Source organism: Novosphingobium lentum NBRC 107847, from assembly GCF_001590965.1.
In the GTDB taxonomy this organism is placed as follows: Bacteria; Pseudomonadota; Alphaproteobacteria; order Sphingomonadales; family Sphingomonadaceae; genus Novosphingobium; species Novosphingobium lentum.
The window spans coordinates 33338-57231 of the sequence record NZ_BCTW01000012.1; the positions used below are offsets into that span (position 1 = coordinate 33338).

Consider the following 23894-nt stretch of genomic DNA (forward strand, 5'->3'; position numbering starts at 1 on the left):
TTCGGGAGACCGTCGGGCACGCCCCGCTATGCTGAAAGGACGGGCAACACACTCGTGGCCGCCGAAGATCTAGTTTCATTCGAACCTGCAACGGGCGTCGAAGTGTGGCGTGGCAGGGTCGGCGATGTCGACGAGATCGTGTCGCGCGCGCGTCGGGCCTGGCCCGCCTGGGCCGCGCTGCCGCTCGCCACGCGGATCGAAATGGTCCGCCGTTTCGCCAACGAAGTGCGCAAGGACGCCGAAAAGCTGGCGGAAATGATCGCGCGCGAAACCGGCAAGCCGATGTGGGAAGCGCGCACCGAAGTCGAAAGCGTGGTCAACAAGGTCGAGATCTCGATCCGCGCCTATGCCGAACGCACCGCGCAGCGCAAGCTCGACAGCGCGATTCAGGGTACCGCCGCCCTGCGCCACAAGCCGCACGGCGTAATGGCCGTGCTGGGGCCCTACAATTTCCCCGCACACCTGCCCAACGGCCACATCGTGCCAGCACTGATCGCGGGCAACGTGATCGTGTTCAAGCCCTCGGAAAAGACCCCCGCCACCGGCGAGATGCTGGCACAGTGCTTCCACCGCGCGGGCATTTCCGCCGCAGTGGTGCAAGTGCTGTTCGGCGGGCCCGAACAGGGCCAGGAGCTGGTCGCGCACGATGGCATCGATGGCGTGCTGTTTACCGGATCGGCGCATGCCGGCATCGCCATCAACCGCAAGCTGGCGTCCAACCCGGGCAAAGTCGTCGCGCTCGAAATGGGCGGCAACAACCCGATCGTGGTGTGGGACACGCCCAAGCTGGCCGACGCAGCGGTCATCGTCGTGCAATCGGCGTTCACGTCTGCCGGGCAGCGGTGCAGCGCGGCGCGGCGGCTGATCGTCAAGGATTCGCTGTACGATCCGCTGATTACCGAGGTGAAGCGGCTGGCCGACCGGATCATCGTGGGCGCACCGTTCGACAATCCGCCGCCGTTCATGGGCCCGGTGATCGACAACCGCACCGCCGACGGGCTGACCGAAAGCTTCGTGTACCTGCTGTCCAACGGCGGCAAGGTGATCAAGCACATGGTCCGCCTGCGCGACGACCTGCCGTTCCTGTCGCCCGCGATCATCGACGTGACCGCGATGGAAGACCGCCCCGACGTGGAACTGTTCGGCCCGCTGCTGCAGGTGATTCGGGTCGATGATTTCGACGCCGCCATCGCCGAGGCGAACGCCACGCGGTTCGGCTTGTCCGCCTCGCTGGTGGGCGGCACGCCGCAGGACTACAACCGGTTCTGGGCGAACATCCGCGCCGGCATCGTCAACTGGAACCGGCCGACCAACGGCGCCTCGTCCGCCGCGCCGTTCGGCGGGGTCGGGCTGTCAGGCAACCACCGCCCCTCGGCATACTACGCCGCCGATTATTGCGCCTACCCGGTTGCCTCGACCGAAGTCGACCAGCCGCGCGCCAGCATCGGCGTGGGCCTCAAGGACGATTGAGGCAGGCCCACAGGCTGTCCGGCAGAATCAACCGCCGCTGGTGACCAGATCGACCGTGCTGCCGCCGTCGGCGCCCGGTCGGATCGCCACGGCATAGACCACGCGGCCGCGCTCGCCGCGCACGACCAGCGCCGGCCCGGCCCGCTGTACGCGCGGCTGCATCCCATCGCGGCCCGCCATGGTGACATAGAAGTCGGCCAGTTCGGCAGGATCGACCGCACTGGCAAAGCTGACCGCGCGCACCGCGCACGGCGGCGCGGACAGGCCCGCCGCCTCGATTACATGGCCGCGCGGGTAGATCGGGAACGCAGCGGGCACTTTGGCGGCCCAGCCCATGTCGTACGTCAGCTTCGCCGCGCACGCGCCGCCGATCGCGGCGATCGCCCGGTCGCGCAACGTGGGCGCGCTGGCAAAGCCCGCCGGACGCGCCTCGCCGGCTTCAATGCGGGCGTGGCGCAAGCCCTGTTCGCCCACCAGATCGAGCGCATCGCCGCGCGCGTCGGCAGCGCGATCGGCGGTGAGGTCCAGCGCGGGCAGCGCGGCATCGACCGGCCCGCCCGGCTCGACCACCGCATACCGGCGGTTCTGGCCCGCCAGATCGGGATCGACCATCAGCGGCCCGTCGAGCGCCGCCGCCATCATCGGATCGTCGTTGCCGATCGGATCGGGATCGACCGGCTCCGCGCCGCAACCCGCCAGCGCCAGCAAGCTGGCCAGCAAGACTGAGGAAGGGCGACGGCGGCAAGGCATGCGAACGGGTCCCGCAGAGGGTCTGGCCTGCCTTCCTGCCCGATCAGGGTTAACATCGCCTTTCACCGCGCGGGGCACCAAGCGAGAATGATCGCGCCAGCGACCCTGCGCAGTGGGGCACTTCGGCCCAAATCCCCCCTTGGAATGCAGCGGCCGTGCTGCCAGGGCGCGGCGATGGACCATGACGCCCAGTTTCGCCGCGGCCTGCTGCTGGGCCTGGCAGCCTATGTCATCTGGGGCTTCCTGCCGCTGTATTTCCACGCATTGCGCGATGTCCCCCCGGTCGAGCTGGTCGGCTGGCGGATCGTGGCGACGCTGCCGCTGTGCCTGGTCATCATCGCCCGGCGCGGACAATCGCCCGATCTGCGCGCGGCGCTGGCCAACCGCGCGGTGCTGGCGCAACTGGCGTGCAGCGCGCTGCTGATCGGCGGGAACTGGCTGATCTACGTCACCGCGATCATGCACGGCCATGTGCTGGCGGCAAGCCTGGGGTATTTCATCAATCCGCTGGTCAACGTGCTGCTGGGCACGGTCTTCCTTGGCGAAAAGCTGAGCCGGCGGCAGTGGCTGGCGGTGGCCATCGCGACGGCGGGCATCGCGCTGCTGCTGGGCGACGCGCTCGACATGCTGGCGATCAGCCTGTCGCTGGCGGTCACGTTCGCGCTTTACGGGCTGGTGCGCAAGGTGACGCCGGTGGGATCGGTGCCGGGGCTGACGATCGAGACGATGGTGCTGGTGCTGCCCGCGATCGGCGTGGTCGCCTGGTTCGCATACGCCCCCGCCGGGTCCAGCATGGCCCGCGACCCGTTCACCGCCGCCATGCTGCTGGGCACCGGCGTGCTGACCGCGATCCCGCTGCTGATGTTCGCGGTCGCGGCCCGGCGGCTGAACCTCAGCCTGCTCGGCTTCATCCAGTTCATCTCGCCGACCATCGTCTTCCTGATGGGGGTGACGGTGTTTCACGAAGCGCTCGACCCGCTGCGCACGGGGTGCTTCGTGCTGATCTGGATCGCGATCGCGCTGTTCAGCTGGGACATGCTGGCCAGACGCAGCCGCAACGCTGCGACGTAACCCGATGCCGCCGGATCAGTCCGCGCGCAGCCGCCAGCCCAGCGTTTCGCCGGCGTGGAACGGCACGATAGGTGTGCCGCCGGCGTCGATCACGGCGGGCACTTCGACCGCAGCGCGTTCCAGCGTGACGGTCCCGTCGTTCAGCGGCAGCCCATAGAAACGCGGACCGTTTTCCGACGCGAACGCCTCGAACCGGTCGAGCGCGCCTTCGGCTTCGAACACCGCGAGATAGCTTTCCAGCGCATAAGGCGCGTTGAAGATGCCGGCGCATCCGCAGGCCGATTCCTTGGCAGAAACGCTGTGCGGCGCGCTGTCGGTGCCGAGGAAGTACTTGGTCGAACCCGAGGTCGCCGCCTTGCGCAGCGCCAGCCGGTGCAATTCGCGCTTGGCCACCGGCAGGCAATAGGCGTGCGGACGAATGCCGCCGACGAGCATCGCGTTGCGGTTGATGTGCAAGTGCTGCGGCGTGATCGTCGCGGCCACGTTGGGCCCGTTCGCATCGACGAACGCCACGGCCTGCGCGGTGGTGATGTGTTCGAACACCACCTTCAGGCCGGGCAACGCGGCGACCAGTGGCTTCAGCGTGCGGTCGATGAACACCGCCTCGCGATCGAAGATATCGACATCGGCGTCGGTCACTTCGCCGTGGACCAGCAGCGGCATGCCGATCGCCTGCATCCGTTCGAGCGCCGGCATGATGTGGTCGATGTGGGTTACCCCGTGCGCCGATCCGGTGGTGGCGTGCGCGGGATAAAGCTTGGCGGCGGTGAACACGCCTTGCGCAAACCCGCGCGCGATCTCGTCGGGGTCGATCCCGTCGGTGAGGTAGCAGGTCATCAGCGGGGTGAACGCCACACCTTCGGGCACTGCCGCGGCGATCCGCATCCGATAGGCGCGCGCTGCCGCGACCGTGGTCACCGGCGGCGAGAGGTTGGGCATCACGATCGCGCGCGCGAACTGGCGCGCGGTGTGCGGCACCACTCCGCGCATCACGTCGCCATCGCGCAAGTGAACGTGCCAGTCGTCGGGACGGCGGATGGTGAGCGTCGCTGGGACGGGATTCGCTTGGTTCGACATCCCTTCCCCTTAGGGGCGGCGAACCCTATCTGTCACCCATGACCGCAACCCGAACGACACCTACCCGCCTTCTGGACCGCGCAATCGTGCGCCTGTCGCCACTTGAACCCGGCGAAGATGTGGCGGGCTTTCTGCAAGGTCTGGTGACGCAGGACGTGAACGGCCCGCTGCCGGTGTGGGCCGGGCTGCTCAGCGCGCAAGGCAAGGCGCTGTTCGATTTCCTCGTCTGGCCATCGGGCCCGTCGACAAGCTCGGGACAGGCTGACCTGCTGATCGATTGCGAAGCATCGGTGGCAGACGCGCTGGCCAAGCGCCTCTCGCTCTACCGACTGCGCCGCAAGATCGGCATTGCCCGCGACGATGGCGTGGCGGTGCACTGGTTCGATGGTGCAGGCGACGGCGGCGCGCGCGATCCACGGCTGGCCGAACTGGGTGAACGCTGGCTCGCCCCGGCGGAACCCGACGAGCCCGGCGCCGACGCGGCGTGGCTGGCGCACCGGCTGTCGCTGGGCGTGACCGAGGGACAGGCCGAACTCGGCAGCGACCGGACGCTGTGGCTGGAAGCCAACGCCGCCGAACTCAACGGGGTGAGCTTCACCAAGGGCTGCTACGTCGGGCAGGAGAACACCGCGCGGATGAACTGGCGGCAAAAGGTCAACCGGCGGCTGGTGGTCGTCCCGTTCGAAAAGTCGGCCCCGGCGCGCCAGCGCGTCGCCTACCCCGATTTGGGTCTGGCGGTCGACTACTTGCGCATCGAGGACATCAATGGGGCGACGGCGCCCCGCTGGCTGGCGGCGGCGCTGGAACCCGGCGAAGCGCCCTAACCCGGCTGGATCCCCGGCGGGAGCATGCCCGCCCGCGTGGCGGCATCGATCAGCAGCGCTTCGGCCGTATCGCGCGCCGAGGTGCGCGGCAGTTCGAGCGACTGGCTCAGCGGACCGCCCATCAGCGCGTCGCCCAGCGCCAGCAGCACCAGCGTCAGCGTCACCTGGCGCATCGCGCCCAGGCTGAAATCGTGCAGTTCCTCGACCAGATCGTGGATCGCCTCGACGATCGGGTCGAGCGCATCCTCGTTGCCGGACAGCAGCATCCACGATGCCAGCGCGCCGCCGCCCTCGCGATCGAACGCATCGAAGGTCATATCGACCACGTCACGCGGGCAGCCGATGCCCGATCGGCTGGCGATCACCGCTTCGGCGATCGTCGCGCAGATCGTGCCGGCGAGATGCTTGGCCAGCGCCTTCTGCAAGCCTGAGGCCGAGCCGAAGTGATGCAGCAGGTTGGCATGGGTGCGCCCGATCCGCGCAGCGACGGCCTTCAGCGTGACCGACTGCGGCCCGGTTTCGATCAGCAGGCTGCGCGCCGCTTCGAGCGCGGCGGTGCGGCTTTCTTCCGGCGACAGGCGCTTCCTTATTGACATCAGTGTCAGTTACTCTATCTACGCGTTCATGAACGCACCATTTTCCGCACGCTCAGGCGTAGAACCCGTTGAAACCCTTGGCAAGGCATCGGGCGGCGATACCGCGCAGGATCGCCCGGATGTTCCGACCCCGGCCGACCTCACCATCACCGTGCGCGATTTGCGCTTCGGGCGCGAGGCCAGGCCGCCGCGCTGGTGGCTGAACAACGATCCGGTGGCAACCGCGTGGCACAACGCGCTGTCGGCCACGTTCCCGCGCGGCGAGGCGTTCTTCATCGAGGCGGTCAAGGCGCATCGCGACGGCGCGCCGCCCCGGCTCGCCGAGGAAATCCGCGCATTCGTGAAGCAGGAAATCAACCACACGCGCGAACACGTCGCGTTCAACCGCGCCGCGACCGAGGCGGGCTACGACATCGCGCGGATCGACAAGCGCGTGGAAGACATGCTGGCGCTGACCAAGGATCGCCCGCCGATCGTCAACCTGGCCGCGACCATGGCGCTGGAACACTACACCGCGATGATGGCGCACGAATTCCTCGCCAACCCGCAGCATTTTGCCGGTGCTGACCATGAAAGCGCGCAGATGTGGCGCTGGCACGCGATGGAAGAGATCGAGCACAAGGGCGTCGCCTACGACACCTGGCTCCACGCCACGAAGACCTGGTCGCGCTGGCGGCGGTGGAAACTGAAGTCGCTGATGATGGTGATCATCACCAAGAACTTCCTGTTCAACCGCATCATCGACACGCTGAACCTGCTCGAGCAGGACGGCCTGACCGGCGCAAAGTGGAAGTTCCGGCTGGCCGCGTACCTGCTGTGGCAGCCGGGCATGCTGCGCCGCATTTTCCCCGCGTGGCTGAGCTATTTCGGCCCCGGGTTCCATCCCTGGCAGCACGATGATCGCGCGCTGATCGGCAAGGCGGAAAGCGCGTTCGGGGACGCCGTGCTGGCGTGAATTCGAAAACCCTCCCCCTTTCAGGGGAGAGGGTTGGGAGAGGGGGATTGCGCGAATCCGGCCCCCTCTCAACTCCCGCCAGACAGACAAGCTGCCAAGCCTTCGAATCTCTCCCCTGAACCGGGAGAGAGCCATCAATGCATCCCGGTATTACGCCGCGCGCATCCCGTCGGACGAATCGCCCCGCGCTTCACTCCCGGCTTGTTCATTGTCGCAATCGCCGGCACGGCCCAAGTCGATGGCGTGCATCACCGCCGGCACCCGCTCGCCCCGCGCCGGGCAATAGCGGCGGCGCAGCTCGCCGGTGGGACGGAAGCCCGCCTTGGCCAGCACCCGGCCCGAAGCGGGATTGTCGGCGAAGTGCCCGGCAACGATGTGGCGGTGGCCCAGCGTGCGCGCCAGCCGCAACATGGCGGTGACCGCTTCGGTGGCATAGCCGTTGCCCCACTGGTCGCGCGCGATCCAGTAACCCAGTTCGGCTTCCTCGCGGCCTTCGGGCCCGTCCTGCCGGCCGATGCCGCAGCTGCCAATCAGGCGCGTGCCCGCGCTGCCGGGCTGCGTCACGAAGAAATGGGGAAAATGCCCGTCCTGCGCACGACTGGCGAAATCGCGCGCGTCCTGCGGGCGATAGGGCCAGGGCGCGCGCGCCAGGTTGCGCACGATCGATTCGTCATCGATCAGGGCCAGCAGCTCGGCCCAGTCTTCGGGCCAGCCGGGGCGCAGGAACAGCCTCTCACTGCGAATGAACACGGGTATTCTCCTCTTCACTCAACCCCAGCAATGCGCAGCTAACCTAACGCGCTGACAGGAATATGACGCCATCGCCGTGCCGGGGCGCAAACACGCCAGTCGGTGCGGAATCGATGCAGGTGAGGGAGAAACAAAAAAAGGGAGACGGGCGGGGCCCTCTCCCTCATTCGGCCGGACTCGCGGAGTCCGGCAGGGCCATCCCGTCAAGGACGGCCCGTGATCGACCGTCCGTTATTCGGCAGCTTGCGCCATATCGACCGACACGTACTTGCGATCGAGCTTGCCGCCGTGGAAGCGGACTTTGCCTTCCTCGAGCGCGAACAGCGTGTGGTCCTTGCCCATGCCGACGTTGGCGCCGGGGTACACGCGGGTGCCGCGCTGACGGATGATGATGTTGCCACCGATCACGTCCTGACCGCCGAACTTCTTCACGCCAAGGCGACGACCGGCCGAATCACGACCGTTGCGCGAGGAGCCGCCTGCTTTCTTATGTGCCATCTCGAATTACTCCGGAATCTTATTCAGCAGCGGCCGCAGGCGCGGCTTCGGCCTGGGGGGCAGCCTTCTTGGCCTTCTTGTCCTCACCACCCACGGCGAGGATGCGCAGCAGAGTAAGCTGCTGGCGATGGCCGTTCTTGCGGCGATAGTTGTGCCGACGACGCTTCTTGAAGACGATCACCTTCTCGGATTTCGCCTGGGCGATGATCTCGGCAGAGACGACCACCGAAGCCAGATCGGCGATCTCGCCGCCGTCACCGGCCAGCAGAACGTCACCCAGCGTGATCTTGTCACCGGCTGCACCAGCCAGTTTCTCGACCGCGATCTTGTCTCCGGCGGCAACCCGATACTGCTTGCCGCCCGTGCGCACTATTGCGAACATGGTTTCAACTATCCGTTTTTCAAAGCCTAGCCGCCCGATCGCGCGAATCGCGAAATTCTCGCAAACCGCAGAAACTGGGCAACACGCCGACACCCCGCCACGGCAGGGGGCCGGAAAGAGAGGCGCGGATAGTGCAAGGGGCGCTGGCTGTCAACGCCGGATCGGGGCGGGATCGCGGCAGGCCCGGGCATTTCGGGCGGCTGGAACGCCGGACAGCGCGCTCACCGTGCTGCCCCCCCGTATCACCAGCACGCCACCTGCCGGGCAGGACCGGCTGGCAGCCGCGCGATGCCGTGCTATGGCGGACCGATGAATGCCACGCAACCCGCCCCCGCCCTGCTTCCGACCCGCGCCCCGCTCTCAGCCCCTGTCGCACTCGCAGCCCCCGCCCGGAAGGCGTTGGTGCTGACGCTGGCCGTGCTGACGCTCTCGGGGTGCGCCGGCATGGACAAGTATCCCTCACTGGCGCGCCGCCCCGCCGAGCGCGCCTATGGCCAGGCGCAGCCGGTCGCTCCCGATGCGGTGCCCAGCGCCGCGCCGCTGCCGCCGCCCGACGCCGATCTCGTCACAAAACTGGCCGGGTTGCAGGCCGCCGCGCAATCGGCGCACCAGCGATTCGGTGCGCACCTGCCCGCCGCGACGCGCGCGGTGAGCGCGGCCGCCGGTGCGGCGGTGGGCAGCGAGAACTGGTCGGTCGCGCAAGTCGCGCTTGCCGATCTGGAGTCGACGCGCAGTGACGCGATGGTCGCGCTGGCCGATCTCGATTCGCTGCTGATTACATCCGCCGCCGCCGAAGCCGACGGCAAGGGCGGTGACCGGCCGGCGGTCGAGACCGCGCGCAGCGCCGTCACCGCGCTGGTTTCGCGCGAGGATGAAGCGCTCGCCGCGCTGCGCGGCCGCGTTAAAAGCTGAACGCACAAAAAATGGCGCCGCGGACGGGTCCGCGACGCCATATCAGCAGCGACGGTTTTCGACGGGGGGCTGTTATCGAACCGTCGCGGCAATGATCGCCACGGCTATGCCCCAGCCGAGGATGAGCACGGGCAGCACCAGCACTTGCACAGTGGCCGACCCCGCATCGAGCGGCCCGGACAGCGTCTGGATGCCCTTGCGCTTGAAGTCGTACCAGCCAAGGCTGTGCGAGGCGGTTTCGGGGTTCATCCGCGCCCAGATGGCGGGCACGCCGAACGCAGCAACGATCGAGACGACGATGATCACCAGCGGCAGCGCCGCCTCGGGGTTGCCGAAGGTCACCGCCATCAGCGCGATGAACGCCAGGTACGCGCCCACCGTGATCGCGTAGAGCGCGGCGGGCAATTCGAACGTGCGATCAACAACGGTCGGCGCGTGCGCTTGTGCGGGCGCGAGGTCTGGCGCGGGAACGATCGTGGCGATCTCGCCGATCCGGGCGGGGGCGATGTGCTTGCTCATGGGCTGGGACCTCTTTGGTTGCCCCGCCGTCTTGCGCGCGATGGACCGGCCGGACTTTGACGGCGGTCAAACTTGCGCGATTTTTGGTGAGGTGGCCCGGTGCCGCTTACCAGCGATCAAGATCCGCATGGTCCTGCGCACGCGGTTCGATCCAGCGCCACCCGGCGGCGGTGCGCTCGCGCTTCCAGAACCAGGCGCGGGCCTTGAGGTGATCCATCGCGAAATCGGCGGCGGCAAAGGCGTCGCGGCGGTGGCGCGCGGCGGCGGCGACCAGCACGATCGGATCGCCCGGCCCCAGCGAGCCGACGCGGTGGACCATCAGCAACCCGTCCAGCGCCCAGCGCGCGGCGATGTCATCGCCCAGCGCGTCCATCCCCGCCAGCGTGAGCGGGGCATAATGCGTCAGTTCCAGCTCGAGCACCGGCGTGTCCTCCGCGCCGCTGCGCACCTGGCCGAGGAAGCTGACGACGCCGCCGGCGCCGGGATGCGCTGCGGTAAAGCGCGCCAGCTCGACGACGGGATCGAACCGGGTGGCGAGCAGGCGGATGTCGGGCGGCATCCTAGCCGCCGCTGACCGGCGGCAGGAACGCCACCTCGTCGCCCGGACCGACCATCGCGCCGTACGGATCGGATAGCAGCACGCCATTGAGCGCGACCCGGATCGAAGGCGCCGAGACCGCCTCGCGCAGCGCGGGGTCCAGCCCCTCGATCAGCCGTGACAGTTCCAGCGGCGCGGCAACATCCAGCGCGCGTTCGGGCGCCCCGGCCGCCTGCTCCAGCCGCCCCAGAAACAGCACGCGCACCATCGTGGAAGTCAGCCGCCGGTGGTGGACATGTGGCGCGCCAGCGCGGGCGCCGCGCCCGGCCGGTCGATCGCAAACGCGTGGCGTTCGGGCTTTTCGCCCATCGCGCGGGCAAATGCGGCATCCAGCGCGGCATCGGGCTCGTCCGAGCGCAACGCGGCGCGCAGATCGACCTGGCCCTCGCCGCCCAGGCACATGAACAGCTGGCCGGTCGCGGTCACCCGCACGCGGTTGCAGCCTTCGCAGAAGTTGCCGGTGAGCGGGGTGATCAGCCCCAGCCGCCCGCCGGTTTCGGCAATATCGACATAGCGAGCCGGCCCCGCATTGCGCGCGGCCCCGCGCACCGTACCGGCCGACAGCGTCCAGCGCGCTTCCAGATCGCGGCGCACCGCGTCGAGCGGCAGGTAGTGATCGAACCGGTCGCCCTCGACCTCGCCCAGCGGCATGACCTCGATCAGCGTGAGGTCATGGCCCTCGCCGTGCGCCCATTCGATCAGCGCGGGGATTTCAGCTTCGTTCAGGCCCTTCAGCGCGACGGTGTTGATCTTGACCCTGAGGCCCGCCGCCTTGGCCGCAGCGATCCCTGCCAGCACTTGGCTCAGGCAATCGCGCCGCGCCAGCCGGGCGAACAGCGCGGGATCGCGGGTATCGAGCGAGATGTTGATCCGCCGCATTCCCGCATCGGCGAGCGGCGCGGCGAATTCGGCCAGCCGCGTGCCGTTGGTGGTCATCGTCAGCTCGGACAGGCCGTCACCCAGCTTGCGGCCGAGCGCGCGCACCAGCTCGATCATGTCGCGCCGCACCAGCGGTTCGCCGCCGGTCAGCCGCAGCTTGGTCACCCCGCGCGCGATGAACGCCAGCGCCATGCGGTGCATTTCTTCCAGCGTCAGCACTTCGGCGCGCGGCAGGAACTCCATCCGCTCGGGCATGCAGTAGGCACAGCGCAGATCACAGCGATCGGTCACCGACAGGCGCAAGTAGCTGATCGCGCGAGCAAAGCGATCAATCAGCGGCTGCGAGCCTGAAACGGTGGCGGGCACGGTCATCACCGTTCGAGATATACGAAATCGCGCGGATAGGCTTCCAGATTCGCGCCGGCATCGACGAATATCGTCTGCCCGGTCACCGATTGCGCGGTGGAGAGAAACGCGACCGCATCGGCGATGTCCCGATCGGCGGGCAAATGCTGCAGCGGCATGATCCCGGCAAGGCGCCGCCATTGCGCTTCGTCATAGTCATCGGTCGGCAGGATCAGCCCCGGCGCCACGCCGTTGACCCGCACGCGCGGCGCCAAAGCGCGCGCCAGCGTGCGCACCGAGGCGTGGAGCGCCTGCTTCGACAGGCCGTAGCTCAGCTGATCGGGCACGGGGTTGATCACGCGCTGGTCGAGGATATGGACCACGCTGCCCCGTGGTCCGTCCCTGTCCAGAGCATCAGTGCCGAGCGCGTCCGCAAACGCGCGGGTCAGCACCAGCGGGGCAAACAGGTTGGTGCGGAAATGCTCGTCCAGCGCTGCAAGGCTCAAGGTGGCGATGGTGTCGTCATGGAAGATCGAGGCGCAGTTGACGAGCAGCACCGGCACGCGCCCGGCCATGGCGCCAACCTGCCCGACCAACCCGGCGGCACACGGCGCATCGCGCAAGTCGCCCGCCACCGCGAACACCACCGCCCCGGCACTGCGAAGTTCGTCCGCAAACGCGGTATCGAACGATTCGGCGTGGTGCGCGTGCAGCGCCAGATCCCAGCCATCACTCGCCAGCCGCCGGGCAATCGCCGCGCCAAGCCGCCGCCAGCCGCCGGTGATTAGCGCTAGGGGGCGCGGCGCGCTCAAGGCCGACCAGCGCTCAATCGCGGCGCTCGCGCGTCAGCGTGATGCCGATGTCCTCGCCGCGCTCGCTGATCGCCAGCTTGACGATCTTGACCGTCACGCTGCGCACCCGCGCATCCTGCAGGAACAGCGTTTCGCAGATGTGGTCGGCGACCGATTCGATCAGCTTGAAATGCACGCCGCGCGGCAGGCCTTCGCTCGCGGCGAACTTGAGGTCCATGTAGTTCTTGCTCAGCGAGAGCGGCGAATCCGCCGTGTAGCGGTCCTGCGGCGTCAAGCCGGCCCGGATCGAGATGCGCAGCGGCTGCGGCCGGCCGGTTTCCTCGGAATAGATCCCGGTGAGCACGTCGGTTTCGATATTCGCGACCTCGAGGATCAGACTGTCGGCCACGCACGTCCTTTCCGAATGGAACCGGCTTTCCGCTGGAACCGGCGCGCCCTTGGCACCGACGCGGGGACAAGTCCATCGTGCTCGCAACGCCAACGTTGCATCAGGTGCGCCACCGCGCGAAAATCGCGGTGGGCAACAGGCGCCCGGCTCCGGCGTCGGTGTCCTGTTCGCGGATCGCCAGGTCGCCGTGTTCGATCGTGCCGCCGATGTCGGCAAAGCATTCGGCCAGCAGCCCGGCGATGGCCAGCGACGACATCCGCACGGCATAGACGGTGAGGAACAGGAACCGGCTGTCGGCATCAAGCAGCGCGCGGCAATCGGCGACCAGCCCCGGCAGGTGATCCTCCAGCCGCCAGACTTCGCCTTCGGGCCCGCGCCCGAACTTGGGCGGATCAAGGATGATCCCGTCATAGCGCCGCTGCCGCCGCCCTTCGCGCGCGGCGAACTTGGCAGCATCGTCCACGATCCAGCGCACCGGCCGCTGCTCCATCCCCGAAAGCTGCGCGTTGACGCGCGCCTGCGCCACCGACTTCTTCGAGGCATCGACGTGGATGACCGGCCCGTATGCGCTGAGCGCCAGCGTGCCGACGCCGGTATAGCCGAACAGGTTGAGGGTGGCGGCGTCGGTGCGCCCGGCCAACCGCTCGCCCAGCCAGTCCCACACCGGGGCCATGTCGGGGAAGAACCCCAGGTGGCGGAACGGGGTGCATTGCGCGTTGAAGCGCACATCCCCGCGCGAAAGCTCCCAGCCATCACGCGGCACCGGGCTGTTGAACACCCAGCGACCGCCACCGTCCTCGTCCGATCCGGGCACGAACTCGCCGTCGGCATCCCACTCGGCCAGGCGCGGGGTCCACAGCGCCTGCGGTTCGGGGCGGATGAAGCGATAGGGGCCATAGCGTTCGAACTTGCGCCCGTGCCCGCTGTCGATCAGCGCGAAGTCGTCCCAGCCCTCGCCGACCAGCACTTTGGGCGCGAGATCGAGCGTCGCCATGGGGTCAGGCGCTTTTCGGCGTCGCGCGTTGGGCGATCCACGCGGCGATAGTGTCGTAGTCGCCCGGCAGGTGCGTGCAGCGCTCCTCGCGTTCGAACAGGTCGCCCATCCGCGTCGGCAGCGGCGGACGCACCCCGGTCGCGCGTTCGACCGCGTCGCTGAACTTGGCGGGATGCGCGGTGGCCAGCGTCACCACCGGCACGCCCTGCTCCAGCCCTTTCGCGCTGCGCGCGGCGTGGAGGCCGATGGCGGTGTGCGGATCGATCACCTGCCCCGCCGCCTCGTACGCCCAGCGCATCGCCTGCGCCATGTCGCCGGGATCGGCACGCGCGCTGGTGAACAGCCGCGCGGCGTTTTCGCGCTGCGCATTGGTCAGCCGCATCGCCTTGGTCGTCTCGAACCCGGCCATCTGCGCCGCCATCGCCGCGCCATCGCGGCCACCGGCATCGAACAGCAGCCGCTCGAAGTTTGAGGACACCTGGATGTCCATCGAAGGCGCGGCGGTGGGCGTGACCGTGCCGGCCGAATAGTCGCCCGCCGACAGCGCGCGGTGGAGGATGTCGTTGATGTTCGTGGCCACGATCAGCCGCTCGATCGGCAGGCCCATCGCGTGCGCGACATAGCCGGCGAACACATCGCCGAAGTTGCCCGTCGGCACGCTGAATGCCACCTTGCGGTGCGGCGCGCCCAGCTGCAGCGCGGCGGCGAAGTAATAGACCACTTGCGCCATCAACCGCGCCCAGTTGATCGAATTGACCGCGCTGATCGCAAACCGTCCGGTCATCTCCGGGTCGCCAAACATGCGCTTCACCATCGCCTGGGCATCGTCGAAGCTGCCGTCGATCGCAATGTTGTGGACATTGGGGGCGAGCACCGTGGTCATCTGCCGACGCTGCACGTCGGACACCCGGCCGTGGGGGTGCAGCATGAAGATGTCGATGTTGGCGCGGCCCGCCACCGCGTCGATCGCGGCGGAGCCGGTGTCGCCCGATGTTGCGCCGACGATGGTCAGGTGGCGATCACCGCTGGTGGAACCACGCCCGAGGAATTCCTCGAACAGCAGGCCGAGCAGTTGCAGCGCGACGTCCTTGAACGCCAGCGTCGGCCCGTGAAACAGTTCGAGGAGCCACTGCGTCTGGTCGAGCTGGACCAGCGGGGTCACCGCAGTGTGCGCGAACCGGCCATAGGCTTCCTCGCACAGCGCGAGCAGGCGGTCGGGCGTCAGGCTGTCGCCCACGAACGGTGCCATCACCCGCGCGGCGAGTTGCGCGTAGGGCAGCCCGGCCATCGCGGCGATCTCTGCCGAGCTGAATTGCGGCCAGGCAACGGGCACGTACAGCCCGCCATCGTCCGCGAGGCCGGCAAGGGTCACGCCCTCGAAATCGAGCGAAGGGGCGCTCCCGCGCGTGCTGACATACTTCATGGGGAACTGCGGTTAGCGGGGAGTGGGCGGAATGAAAACCCTTGGCGTAGGTCGACAACTTCAAGCCCCAAACTTTCCCCTCCCCCGCCCCACGCTCCGGTTCGTGTCGAGCCCCTCCCCCGTTCGTGTCGAGCGAAGTCGAGACACCTGCACCGCCGCGCACAGTATCTCGACTTCGCTCGACACGAACGGAAGTAGGTTAGGGTTTGAGCCGCTTGCGCACCGCAATCGCGTAGATGATCGTGGCGGTGGCGGCGAACAGGAACCATTGCACGGCGTAAGCGAGGTGGTTGTTGGGGATGTCGCGCGGGTCGGGCGTGGCGCTGGCCTGCAGCCCCGCGACCGGCGGATCGGCGATCAGCCGCGCGCTGTTGCCACCGGCCGAGGCGATCACGCCGCGCACTTCGCCGCCCGCCCACGCCGCCTCGCCCGGATCGCGCGACCAGCCCAGCACGACCAATGCCTCACCCCCGCCGCCGCCGCTATCGTCGATCACGCGGCAGCGCGCGGTCTGCGCCCAGCCGGGTTCGGCCTTGCGGTTGCGGCCCGAAATCGCGGTGCGGCCCAGAACTTCGACGCACGTGAAGCGGCTGTGATGGAACAGCGCGCCGGTAACGTCGGCGGGATCGCGCGGCCAGGCCACTTCGGCGCTGGACGCCTGCGCCTGAGTATAGCGCGCTAGCAGCGCCTCTTTCCACTGCAGGCGGTGCAATTGCCACACGCCCAGCCAGATCATGATGCCCACGGCCAGCGCGACGATCAGCGTGGGAAGGATGGGGATGCGCCTGATCATATTCGCAAGAGCCTTTTTGCGCCGCTGCCATCAAAGCCCGACCACATCCCCCATACCCGTCGGTCCTGAGCTTGTCGAAGGACCGTCCTTATCTTCGAGCAGTCCGCGCGCACCCTCAAGAAGGGCAATGCTTCGACAAGCTCAGCATGGACGGAGTTACCGGCGAGTGACCCGCTTCACTTCTTCTCTTGCCCTTCACCCGCGTTGCGCCGGTATTCGGCGATCAGCAGCGCGGCCTTGGCCACGCGCAGCGAGCCGATGACCGCCGCCGCAGTGATCGGCACCCACAGCACGATGTGCACCCAGAACGGCGGCGAGAACTTCAGTTCGACCGTCAGCGCGGCGATCGTCACCAGCGCGCCGACGATCAGAGTGAGGAATGCGGCCGGCCCGTCACCCACGTTGAACTGCGTGAAATCCAGCCCGCAGGCGCGGCACTTTGGCGCGAACTTGGCCACGCCATCGAACAGCGTGCGCGCGCCGCAGCGGGGGCAGCAACCGAAAAGGGCAGCCGGAACGAGTCCCGGCTGCCCTTTCGAATCGGATTGTGGATCGGTCATCAGTGGACCGGGTAACCCCAGCCACCCCACACGTAGATCGCGATGAACAGGAACAGCCACACCACGTCGACGAAGTGCCAGTACCACGCGGCCGCTTCGAAACCGAAGTGCTGGCGCGGCGTGAAATCGCCGTTGTAGGTGCGCTTGAGGCACACGATCAGGAAGATCGTGCCGATGATCACGTGGAAGCCATGGAACCCGGTCGCCATGTAGAACGCCGAACCATAGGTGTTCTGGCCGAACGGGAACGGCGCGTGGATGTATTCGTAGCCCTGGATCGAGGTGAACAGCAGGCCCAGGATGATCGTGGCCCACAGACCCTTCTTCAGCCCGTCGCGATCGCCGTGGATCAGGCAGTGGTGTGCCCAGGTCACCGTGGTGCCCGAACACAGCAGGATCAGCGTGTTGAGCAGCGGCAGGTCGAACGGATCCATCACCGCTTCGATCGCCTTGGGCGGCCACTGGCCCCCGACCACGTCGACCAGCTTCGACGGGAACAGCGAGAAGTCGAAGAAGCCCCAGAACCAGCCGACGAAGAACATCACTTCGGACGCGATGAACAGGATCATGCCGTAGCGCAGGTGCAGCTGCACCACCGGGGTATGATCGCCGGCTTTCGCCTCGGTCACGACCTTGCTCCACCAGGTGTACATCGTGAACAGGATGCCGAGGAAACCCAGCATCAGCACGATCTTGCCACCGGCCATGCCGTGCATCGACAGCACGCCGCCGGTGGTGGTGGTCAGCGCCGAGATCGAGCCGACCAGCGGCATGATGTCGGGCGGCAGGATGTGGTAGTCGTGGTTCTTGGCGCCGGCCATGATCGTTGTATTCCCCCAGCGGTTGGCACGAGCCCCGGGCGTGACGTCCGGCGCGTTGCAGAAGCCTTTATCGCTGGCTAACGGCGCGGTCCAGTGGCTTTACAAGCGGAGCTTCCGCATCGCGCACTTCGTTGAACGTGTAGCTCAGCGTGATCTGCGGCAGGTCTTTGGCTTCGGCATCCTTCAGGATCGCCGGATCGACGAAATAGATCACCGGCATCTTCACTTCCTGCCCGGGCAGAAGGCGCTGCTCGGTGAAGCAGAAGCACTGGATCTTGTTGAAATACTTGGCCGCCTGCTCGGGCTCGATGTTGTAGCTGGCGCGGCCGGTGATCGGCCGGGCCGATTTGTTGTGCGCGTAGAAGAACGCCATCTTGCGTTCGCCGATGGTTTCGGTCTGCGTGGTCTGCTCGGGCCGGAAATCCCACGGCATGCCGCCGTTGACGTTGGCGTCGAAACGGATCGAGATGCTCGTGCCCGCGCTTTTCACCGCGCGCGCTTCCAGCTCGCTGGCGCGGCGCGGCGTGCCTTCGTAACCGGTCGCCTGGCAGAACAGGCGGTAGAGCGGCACCGAGGCGTAACCAAGGCCGAGCATCGCGGCGGCGATGCCAGCAAAAATCAGCCCGACCTTGCGGTTGCGCTGGCCGATTGTAGCAGGTGGGCGGGTTGCCATCTCAGCCCGCCGCGCCTGAATGTGCGCCGATCTTGACGATGGTGATGGCGAAGAACAGCACCACCAGCGCGGTCAGCAGCAGCCCCAGCGCCCGGTTGCGGCTGCGCTGGCGCGCGCGCAGCTGTTCGGTCTGGTCGCGGTTCAGCGGCGACGGGTCGGGTTGGGGAAATTGCGGTGCGGTCATGGCTGCCAGCCTTCAATGCTCGCCCAGTGATCCGCGACGAGCGCCGCGAACAGCACGAACAGATAGAGGATCGAAAACCCGAACAGCCGTTTTTCCGGCCGCATCGGATCGTCCTCGCCGCTCTGCCGCAAGCCGACTTGCGTGGCAAGCGCAAGGAACGCGATGCCGAGCAAAAGCGCGGCCACGCCGTAAATCCGCCCCGCCCCGCCGATCGCCCACGGCACCAGCGTCAGCGGCAGCAGCAGCGCGGCATAGGCCAGGATGTGCCGGCGCGTGGTGCGCTCGCCTGCCACCACCGGCAGCATCGGGATGCCGACTTTGGCGTAATCGGTCTGCACGAACAGCGCGAGCGCCCAGAAGTGCGGCGGGGTCCACATGAAGATGATCAGGAACAGCAGCACCGGCATCAGGCTGATGTGCCCGGTTGCGGCGATCCACCCGATCATCGGCGGAAACGCCCCGGCGCCGCCGCCGATCACGATGTTCTGCGGCGTGCGCGGCTTCAGCCACACGGTATAGAACCAGGCGTAGTAAACCACCGACAGCGCCAGAATCGCGGCGGAGAGCCAGTTCACCGCCAGCCCCATCAACAGCACCGCACCGGCCGACAGCGCCACGCCGAAATCGCGCGCCGATTCGCGGTCCATCCGCCCGGCGGGCAACGGCCGCCCGGCGGTGCGCTTCATGCCCGCATCGATGTCGGCTTCCCACCACTGGTTGAGCGCGGCGGCGCCGCCGGCGGCAATCGCGATGCACAGGATGGCGGTGAAGCCGAGCACCGGATGGATCGTCGCCGGCGCAGCCAGCAGCCCGCACAGTCCGGTGAAGATCACCAGGCTCATCACGCGCGGCTTGGTCAGCGCGAAGAAATCGCGCCAGTCGGTGGGGAGGAGGAGCTTGCTGTCGTTCATAAAAAAATCCCCTCCCGGCGAAGGGAGGGGCTGGCCTGTGCAAGGCGCCCCCTCCCGCAACGGGAAGGGGCGGCCTCGATCAATGGTGCGCCGCGTCGTCGATCACCGGCAGCGTTTCGAACTGGTGGAACGGCGGCGGGCTCGACAGCGTCCATTCGAGCGTCGTCGCGCCTTCGCCCCAGGGGTTGTCTCCGGCCTTCTTGCCGGCGGCCAGTGCGTACCCGATGTTGATGAAGAACACGACCATGCTCAGCGCCATGATCATGTAGCCGTTGGTGGCGACCGTGTTCCAGTGCTCGAACGCCGGGGTGTAGTCCGGATAGCGGCGGGGCATGCCCTGCGCGCCGAGGAAGTGCATCGGGAAGAAGATCAGGTTCACACCGATGAAGAAGATCCAGAAGTGGATGTGCGCGAGCAGTTCGGAATGCATCCGCCCGCTCATCTTCGGGAACCAGTAGTAGAAGCCCGCGAACAGCGAGGTCACCGCACCCAGCGACAGCACATAGTGGAAGTGCGCGACGACGTAGTAGGTGTCCTGCAGGTTATCGTCGATGCCGCCGTTGGCAAGCACGACACCCGTGACTCCGCCGAGCGTGAACAGGAAGATGAAGCCCAGCGCCCAGACCATCGGGCTCTTGAACTCGAGGCTGCCGCCCCACATCGTCGCGATCCACGAGAAGATCTTGATGCCGGTGGGCACCGCGATGACCATGGTGGCGGCGGTGAAGTACATCTTGGTGTTTACGCCAAGGCCGGTGGTGTACATGTGGTGCGCCCACACGATGAACCCGACCACGCCGATCGCGACCATCGCGTAAGCCATGCCGAGATAGCCGAACACCGGCTTTTTCGAGAAGGTCGAGATGATCTGGCTGATCATGCCGAACCCGGGCAGGATCATGATGTACACTTCGGGGTGGCCGAAGAACCAGAACAGGTGCTGGTAGAGGATCGGATCGCCGCCGCCCGAAGCGTCGAAGAACGTCGTGCCGAAGTTGCGGTCGGTGATCAGCATGGTGATCGCGGCGGCCAGCACCGGCAGCGCCAGCAGCAGCAGGAACGCGGTGACCAGCACCGACCACACGAACAGCGGCATCTTGTGCAAGGTCATCCCCGGCGCGCGCATATTGAGGATGGTGGTGATGAAGTTGATCGCACCCATGATCGATGCGGCGCCCGCAAGATGGAGCGAGAAGATCGCGAAATCGACCGCCGGGCCGACCGAGCCCGAGGTGGACAGCGGGGCATAGGCGGTCCAGCCGATGCCCGCGCCCTTGCCTGTGCCGCCGGGCACGAAGGCCGAGAACATCAGGCTGCAGAAGCCGGCCACGGTCATCCAGAACGAGATGTTGTTCATCCGCGGGAACGCCATGTCGGGCGCGCCGATCATGATCGGCACGAACCAGTTGCCGAAGCCGCCGATCATCGCCGGCATGACCATGAAGAATACCATGATCAGGCCGTGCGCGGTGATCAGCACGTTCCACAGGTGAAGCTGTTCGTCGAAAGTGGGGTTGGCGGTGCCCAGCCAGCTGGCGAACATGCCGAGGTACTGGATACCCGGGTGCGCCAGTTCGGCGCGCATCATGCCCGAAACCGCGCCACCGATCACGCCCGCGCAGACCGCGAAGATCAGGTAGAGCGTGCCGATGTCCTTGTGGTTGGTCGACATGAACCAGCGCGCAAAGAAGCCCGGCTTGTGATCGTGATCGTGCGCATGGCCATGATCGTGGGCCTGGAACGCTTCATGGGTGGCGGGTGTGGTGGCCATGTCGGTCGAACCTTGTCGGTGTGGTCTGCTGGGCGATCAGGCGGCGGGAGCCGCCGACGGGGAAGCGGCGGGCGCCGCTGCAGTCTTGGCAGGGGCAGTTCCGGCAGCTGGTGCCGCTGCAGGAGCAGCCGCTGCGGCGGCGGGCGCCGCAGGCGCGCCGACGGTGCCGCCCTGGGCGCGGACCCAGGCTTCGAACTGCGGACGGGGCAGCGCCTCGACCACGATCGGCATGTAGCCGTGGCGCGCGCCGCACAGTTCCGAGCACTGGCCGAAATAGACGCCCGGCTCCTTGATGAAGAGCACCTTTTCATTGATGCGGCCGGGCACGGCGTCGAGCTTGAACCACAGCGACGGCACGGCGAACGAGTGGATCACGTCGGCGCCGGTCGTCTGCAGGCGGATCGGTTCGCCGGCGGGCACGACCATGCGCTTGTCGGCGCCGAGATGCTCGGGACCGTCATCGTCGGTGCGGAAGCGGTCGCCAGCCTTCAGCGAGGGATCGCCCTGCTCCTTGAGCATGTTCGAGATCACCTCGAACCCGCCGTTGTCGGGGTAGGTATAGCCCCAGTACCACTGGTAGCCGGTGGCCTTGATCGTCAGCGCCTTGGCCGGCGCAGGCTTGTACTGCGCGGCGAGCAACCGGATCGACGGCACCGCGATGGCGACCAGGATCAGGACCGGGATCAGCGTCCACACCACTTCGATGAACGTGTTGTGGCTGGTTTTCGAGGCGACCGGGTTCGCGCCCTTGCGGAACCGCACGACGACCACCAGCAGCAGCAGCAGCACGAACAGCGTGATAATGACGATGACCGGCATCAGGATGACATCGTGCATCCACAGCGCCTGCTGGCCGGTGATCGAATACTGGTCCTGAAAGCCATAGGCCCCGGCGATCGGCATGCCCTTGCCGGGCGTGGGCTTCATCGGAACATACGTGCTGTCGGCGCCGGATGCACTGGCTGCAGGCTTGGCCGCATCGGCTTTGGCGACGTCGGCCTTGGCAGCCGGCGCGGCGGAGACGGGCGCCGGCGTGATCGCCGCCGGAGTCGCCATTGCCGGAGCGGCGGCAGGAGCCGCGGCGGGCGCTTGCGCCATCGCTTGCGGCGCCATCAGCAGCGCCGCAGCGAGGCCAAGGTTACGGCCAGTGGCCGCCATCACGTTGCCCAGTGCACGGGCTGTATCGGCAAGACTCATCGTCGAAAGTTCCGCTTTTCCCTGTTTGCGCCCCAACCCAAAGGATGCGCGCAACCCCATAAATCCCTCGATCGGACCGGCCTATACGCGCGGATGTCCCATGTCTCAAGCGGCTTGGGGCATATTTTTGGCAGACGTCAGCGTCGCGCGTCGCTGCAGCCCGTTCGCCCGCGAAACAGGCGGTTTGCGCGTACCGGCGCCCGGCCCGGCGGCGTCGAAAAGACTTGTCGTGCGAGGCGCACCGCTCCATTTGCGCAAACGCCGGGCCGATCGCCCCGGCGCGACTGTTACGAACTCCCGCACGCGCTTTGCGCGCGCGCCGCAGAAACCCCGCACGCGCCCGGCGCGCGCATCGCAGAAGCAAGGCCCCATCGCATGCAGGAAGACGAAATCCTCTCCGAGTTCCGCGCCAGCCAGGCGCTTCTCGAAGGGCACTTCCTGCTGTCCTCGGGCCGCCACAGCGCCCACTACCTGCAATGCGCGCGCGTGCTCATGGACCCGATGCGCGCATCGCGCCTCGCCGCCGCGCTTGCGGTGAAGATCCCGCGCGAAATCCGCAGCCAGATCGCCAAAGTCGTGGCGCCCGCGATGGGCGGGGTGATCATCGGCCACGAGATGGGCCGCGCGCTGGGGGTGGAGGCGATGTTCGTCGAGCGCCCGACCGGCACGTTCGAACTGCGGCGCGGCTTTTCGCTCAACCCCGGCGACAAAGTGCTGATGGTCGAGGACGTGGTCACCACCGGGCTGTCGAGCCGCGAGGCGATCGTCGCGATCGAGGCGGCGGGCGGCGAGGTGATCGCGGCGGCGTCGCTGATCGATCGGTCGGGCGGCAGCGTTGACCTTGGCGTGCCGTTCTTCCCGCTCGTCGCGCTGAACTTCCCGACGTACGCGCCTGATGAACTGCCGCCGGAACTGGCGGCAACGCCCGCCATCAAGCCCGGGAGCCGGGCGGCGGCGTGATGACTACGGCTGGTTCTCCTCGACGGCTGAGCCCCGCCCGTTTGCGACTGGGCGTCAACATCGACCACGTCGCCACGATCCGCAACGCGCGCGGCGGCGCGCATCCCGATCCGGTGCGCGCGGCGCAGATCGTCGCGGCGTGCGGCGGCGACGGCATCACCGCGCACTTGCGCGAAGACCGCCGCCACATCCGCGACGAGGACCTGGCGCGGATCCAGGCGGCCACCAAGCTGCCGCTCAACCTGGAAATGGCCGCGACCGAGGAAATGCTCGCGATCGCACTGCGCCATCGCCCCCACGCCGCGTGCATCGTGCCCGAACGGCGCGAGGAGCGCACCACCGAGGGCGGGCTCGACGCCGCCGGCCAGCACAACCGCCTCGCCCCGATCGTGGCGCGGCTGACCGATGCGGGCATCCGCGTCAGCCTATTCATCGCGCCCGAACCGCGCCAGATCGAGGCGGCGATGATGCTGCGCGCGCCCGTGGTGGAACTGCACACCGGCGAATACGCCCATGCCTGCCAGGATGCAGGAGGGGGCGAGCAGGTCGCAGTCGAACTGCGCCGCATCGCCGACATGGCCGCGCTCGCCGCCAAGGAGGGGATCGAGCCCCACGCCGGGCACGGCCTGACGTATGACAACGTCCAGCCGATCGCCGCCATCCCGCAACTGGCCGAGCTCAACATCGGCCACTACCTGATCGGCGAGGCGATCTTCACCGGGCTGGAACACGCCGTGCGCCACATGCGCGAACTGATGGATGATGCGCGGTGAGGGAGCGG

At 67.6% G+C, this 23894-nt stretch carries 29 protein-coding genes; 7 read left to right on the forward strand and 22 right to left on the reverse strand.

What is annotated here, in order from left to right:
* Positions 1-54 precede the first annotated feature (54 nt).
* Positions 55-1470, forward strand: coding sequence for a succinylglutamate-semialdehyde dehydrogenase (astD, locus tag NL2_RS12055; protein WP_068075506.1), 1416 nt, complete (start codon positions 55-57; stop codon positions 1468-1470).
* Positions 1471-1497: 27 nt separating this feature from the next.
* Here astD and NL2_RS21200 read toward each other — a convergent pair whose 3' ends face one another.
* The gene (locus tag NL2_RS21200) at positions 1498-2220 is read right to left on the reverse strand and encodes a hypothetical protein (RefSeq protein ID WP_157083150.1); all 723 of its coding nucleotides are present in this window, start codon (positions 2218-2220) and stop codon (positions 1498-1500) included.
* Positions 2221-2394: 174 nt separating this feature from the next.
* On the opposite strand from NL2_RS21200, the gene rarD reads away from it, so the two are divergent.
* Entirely contained in the window at positions 2395-3291 is an 897-nt protein-coding gene (rarD, locus tag NL2_RS12065; protein WP_068075755.1) for an EamA family transporter RarD, read from the forward strand.
* A 15-nt stretch (positions 3292-3306) separates the two neighbouring features.
* Here rarD and pyrC read toward each other — a convergent pair whose 3' ends face one another.
* Positions 3307-4368, reverse strand: a complete 1062-nt coding sequence (gene pyrC / locus NL2_RS12070) for a dihydroorotase (protein ID WP_068075512.1) — start codon at positions 4366-4368, stop codon at positions 3307-3309.
* 38 nt (positions 4369-4406) lie between these two features.
* Between pyrC and ygfZ the strand changes: the two genes are divergently transcribed.
* The gene (ygfZ, locus tag NL2_RS12075) at positions 4407-5192 is read left to right on the forward strand and encodes a CAF17-like 4Fe-4S cluster assembly/insertion protein YgfZ (RefSeq protein ID WP_068075515.1); all 786 of its coding nucleotides are present in this window, start codon (positions 4407-4409) and stop codon (positions 5190-5192) included.
* Here the strand turns inward: ygfZ and NL2_RS12080 are convergent.
* Positions 5189-5788, reverse strand: coding sequence for a TetR/AcrR family transcriptional regulator (locus NL2_RS12080; protein ID WP_068075519.1), 600 nt, complete (start codon positions 5786-5788; stop codon positions 5189-5191). The genes ygfZ and NL2_RS12080 overlap by 4 nt on opposite strands.
* A gap of 28 nt (positions 5789-5816) precedes the next feature.
* Here NL2_RS12080 and NL2_RS12085 point away from each other — a divergent pair, with 28 nt between their 5' ends.
* Positions 5817-6743, forward strand: coding sequence for a metal-dependent hydrolase (locus NL2_RS12085; RefSeq protein WP_084356059.1), 927 nt, complete (start codon positions 5817-5819; stop codon positions 6741-6743).
* 150 nt (positions 6744-6893) lie between these two features.
* On the opposite strand, the gene NL2_RS12090 is transcribed toward NL2_RS12085, so the two are convergent.
* The 3 genes from NL2_RS12090 to rplU all read right to left on the reverse strand — a co-directional run bounded on the left by NL2_RS12090 (position 6894) and on the right by rplU (position 8373).
* Positions 6894-7493, reverse strand: a complete 600-nt coding sequence (locus NL2_RS12090) for a GNAT family N-acetyltransferase (RefSeq protein ID WP_068075522.1) — start codon at positions 7491-7493, stop codon at positions 6894-6896.
* A 231-nt stretch (positions 7494-7724) separates the two neighbouring features.
* Positions 7725-7991, reverse strand: coding sequence for a 50S ribosomal protein L27 (rpmA, locus tag NL2_RS12095; protein ID WP_068075526.1), 267 nt, complete (start codon positions 7989-7991; stop codon positions 7725-7727).
* A gap of 19 nt (positions 7992-8010) precedes the next feature.
* Positions 8011-8373, reverse strand: a complete 363-nt coding sequence (rplU, locus tag NL2_RS12100; RefSeq protein ID WP_068075529.1) for a 50S ribosomal protein L21 — start codon at positions 8371-8373, stop codon at positions 8011-8013.
* Positions 8374-8775: 402 nt separating this feature from the next.
* Here rplU and NL2_RS12105 point away from each other — a divergent pair, with 402 nt between their 5' ends.
* Positions 8776-9285: a hypothetical protein gene (locus NL2_RS12105; RefSeq protein ID WP_157083151.1), complete on the forward strand. Its 510-nt coding sequence runs from the start codon at positions 8776-8778 to the stop codon at positions 9283-9285.
* Positions 9286-9357: 72 nt separating this feature from the next.
* Here the strand turns inward: NL2_RS12105 and NL2_RS12110 are convergent, their stop codons facing one another.
* The 16 genes from NL2_RS12110 to coxB all read right to left on the reverse strand — a co-directional run bounded on the left by NL2_RS12110 (position 9358) and on the right by coxB (position 22153).
* Positions 9358-9804, reverse strand: coding sequence for a hypothetical protein (locus tag NL2_RS12110; protein WP_068075534.1), 447 nt, complete (start codon positions 9802-9804; stop codon positions 9358-9360).
* A gap of 106 nt (positions 9805-9910) precedes the next feature.
* Positions 9911-10363: a molybdenum cofactor biosynthesis protein MoaE gene (locus tag NL2_RS12115; protein ID WP_068075537.1), complete on the reverse strand. Its 453-nt coding sequence runs from the start codon at positions 10361-10363 to the stop codon at positions 9911-9913.
* Position 10364: 1 nt separating this feature from the next.
* Positions 10365-10610, reverse strand: coding sequence for a MoaD/ThiS family protein (locus tag NL2_RS12120; RefSeq protein WP_068075540.1), 246 nt, complete (start codon positions 10608-10610; stop codon positions 10365-10367).
* 8 nt (positions 10611-10618) lie between these two features.
* Positions 10619-11653 (reverse strand): GTP 3',8-cyclase MoaA, encoded by a 1035-nt coding sequence (gene moaA, locus NL2_RS12125; RefSeq protein WP_068075543.1) that lies wholly within the window; start codon positions 11651-11653, stop codon positions 10619-10621.
* Entirely contained in the window at positions 11653-12438 is a 786-nt protein-coding gene (locus tag NL2_RS12130) for an SDR family NAD(P)-dependent oxidoreductase (RefSeq protein ID WP_068075546.1), read from the reverse strand. The genes moaA and NL2_RS12130 overlap by 1 nt, the downstream gene beginning before the upstream one ends.
* 13 nt (positions 12439-12451) lie before the next feature.
* Complete coding sequence (locus NL2_RS12135) at positions 12452-12826, reverse strand: dihydroneopterin aldolase (protein ID WP_068075549.1); 375 nt, start codon at positions 12824-12826, stop codon at positions 12452-12454.
* Between the two features lie 100 nt (positions 12827-12926).
* Positions 12927-13820 carry a class I SAM-dependent methyltransferase gene (locus NL2_RS12140; protein WP_068075552.1) on the reverse strand — a complete coding sequence of 298 codons (894 nt, stop codon included), beginning with the start codon at positions 13818-13820 and terminating at the stop codon, positions 12927-12929.
* A gap of 4 nt (positions 13821-13824) precedes the next feature.
* The gene (thrC, locus tag NL2_RS12145) at positions 13825-15243 is read right to left on the reverse strand and encodes a threonine synthase (protein ID WP_068075555.1); all 1419 of its coding nucleotides are present in this window, start codon (positions 15241-15243) and stop codon (positions 13825-13827) included.
* Positions 15244-15442: 199 nt separating this feature from the next.
* Positions 15443-16036 carry an SURF1 family cytochrome oxidase biogenesis protein gene (locus tag NL2_RS12150; protein ID WP_369405448.1) on the reverse strand — a complete coding sequence of 198 codons (594 nt, stop codon included), beginning with the start codon at positions 16034-16036 and terminating at the stop codon, positions 15443-15445.
* Positions 16037-16212: 176 nt separating this feature from the next.
* Positions 16213-16596, reverse strand: a complete 384-nt coding sequence (locus NL2_RS12155) for a DUF983 domain-containing protein (protein ID WP_068075558.1) — start codon at positions 16594-16596, stop codon at positions 16213-16215.
* Entirely contained in the window at positions 16596-17417 is an 822-nt protein-coding gene (locus tag NL2_RS12160) for a cytochrome c oxidase subunit 3 (protein ID WP_068075561.1), read from the reverse strand. Before NL2_RS12160 ends, NL2_RS12155 begins: the two co-directional genes overlap by 1 nt.
* 67 nt (positions 17418-17484) lie before the next feature.
* The gene (locus NL2_RS12165; protein ID WP_068075564.1) at positions 17485-18090 is read right to left on the reverse strand and encodes a cytochrome c oxidase assembly protein; all 606 of its coding nucleotides are present in this window, start codon (positions 18088-18090) and stop codon (positions 17485-17487) included.
* Position 18091: 1 nt separating this feature from the next.
* Positions 18092-18274, reverse strand: coding sequence for a cytochrome c oxidase system small membrane protein (locus NL2_RS12170; protein ID WP_068075568.1), 183 nt, complete (start codon positions 18272-18274; stop codon positions 18092-18094).
* On the reverse strand, positions 18271-19185 hold the full coding sequence (locus NL2_RS12175; protein ID WP_068075571.1) for a heme o synthase: 915 nt from the start codon (positions 19183-19185) through the stop codon (positions 18271-18273). The genes NL2_RS12170 and NL2_RS12175 overlap by 4 nt, the downstream gene beginning before the upstream one ends.
* 79 nt (positions 19186-19264) lie before the next feature.
* The gene (gene ctaD / locus NL2_RS12180) at positions 19265-20956 is read right to left on the reverse strand and encodes a cytochrome c oxidase subunit I (protein WP_068075574.1); all 1692 of its coding nucleotides are present in this window, start codon (positions 20954-20956) and stop codon (positions 19265-19267) included.
* A gap of 36 nt (positions 20957-20992) precedes the next feature.
* Positions 20993-22153, reverse strand: coding sequence for a cytochrome c oxidase subunit II (gene coxB / locus NL2_RS12185; protein ID WP_068075761.1), 1161 nt, complete (start codon positions 22151-22153; stop codon positions 20993-20995).
* A 375-nt stretch (positions 22154-22528) separates the two neighbouring features.
* Here coxB and pyrE point away from each other — a divergent pair, with 375 nt between their 5' ends.
* Together pyrE and NL2_RS12195 are read left to right on the forward strand one after the other, a co-directional pair.
* Complete coding sequence (gene pyrE, locus NL2_RS12190) at positions 22529-23113, forward strand: orotate phosphoribosyltransferase (protein ID WP_068075577.1); 585 nt, start codon at positions 22529-22531, stop codon at positions 23111-23113.
* The gene (locus NL2_RS12195) at positions 23113-23886 is read left to right on the forward strand and encodes a pyridoxine 5'-phosphate synthase (protein ID WP_068075580.1); all 774 of its coding nucleotides are present in this window, start codon (positions 23113-23115) and stop codon (positions 23884-23886) included. The genes pyrE and NL2_RS12195 overlap by 1 nt, the downstream gene beginning before the upstream one ends.
* Positions 23887-23894: the final 8 nt, after the last annotated feature.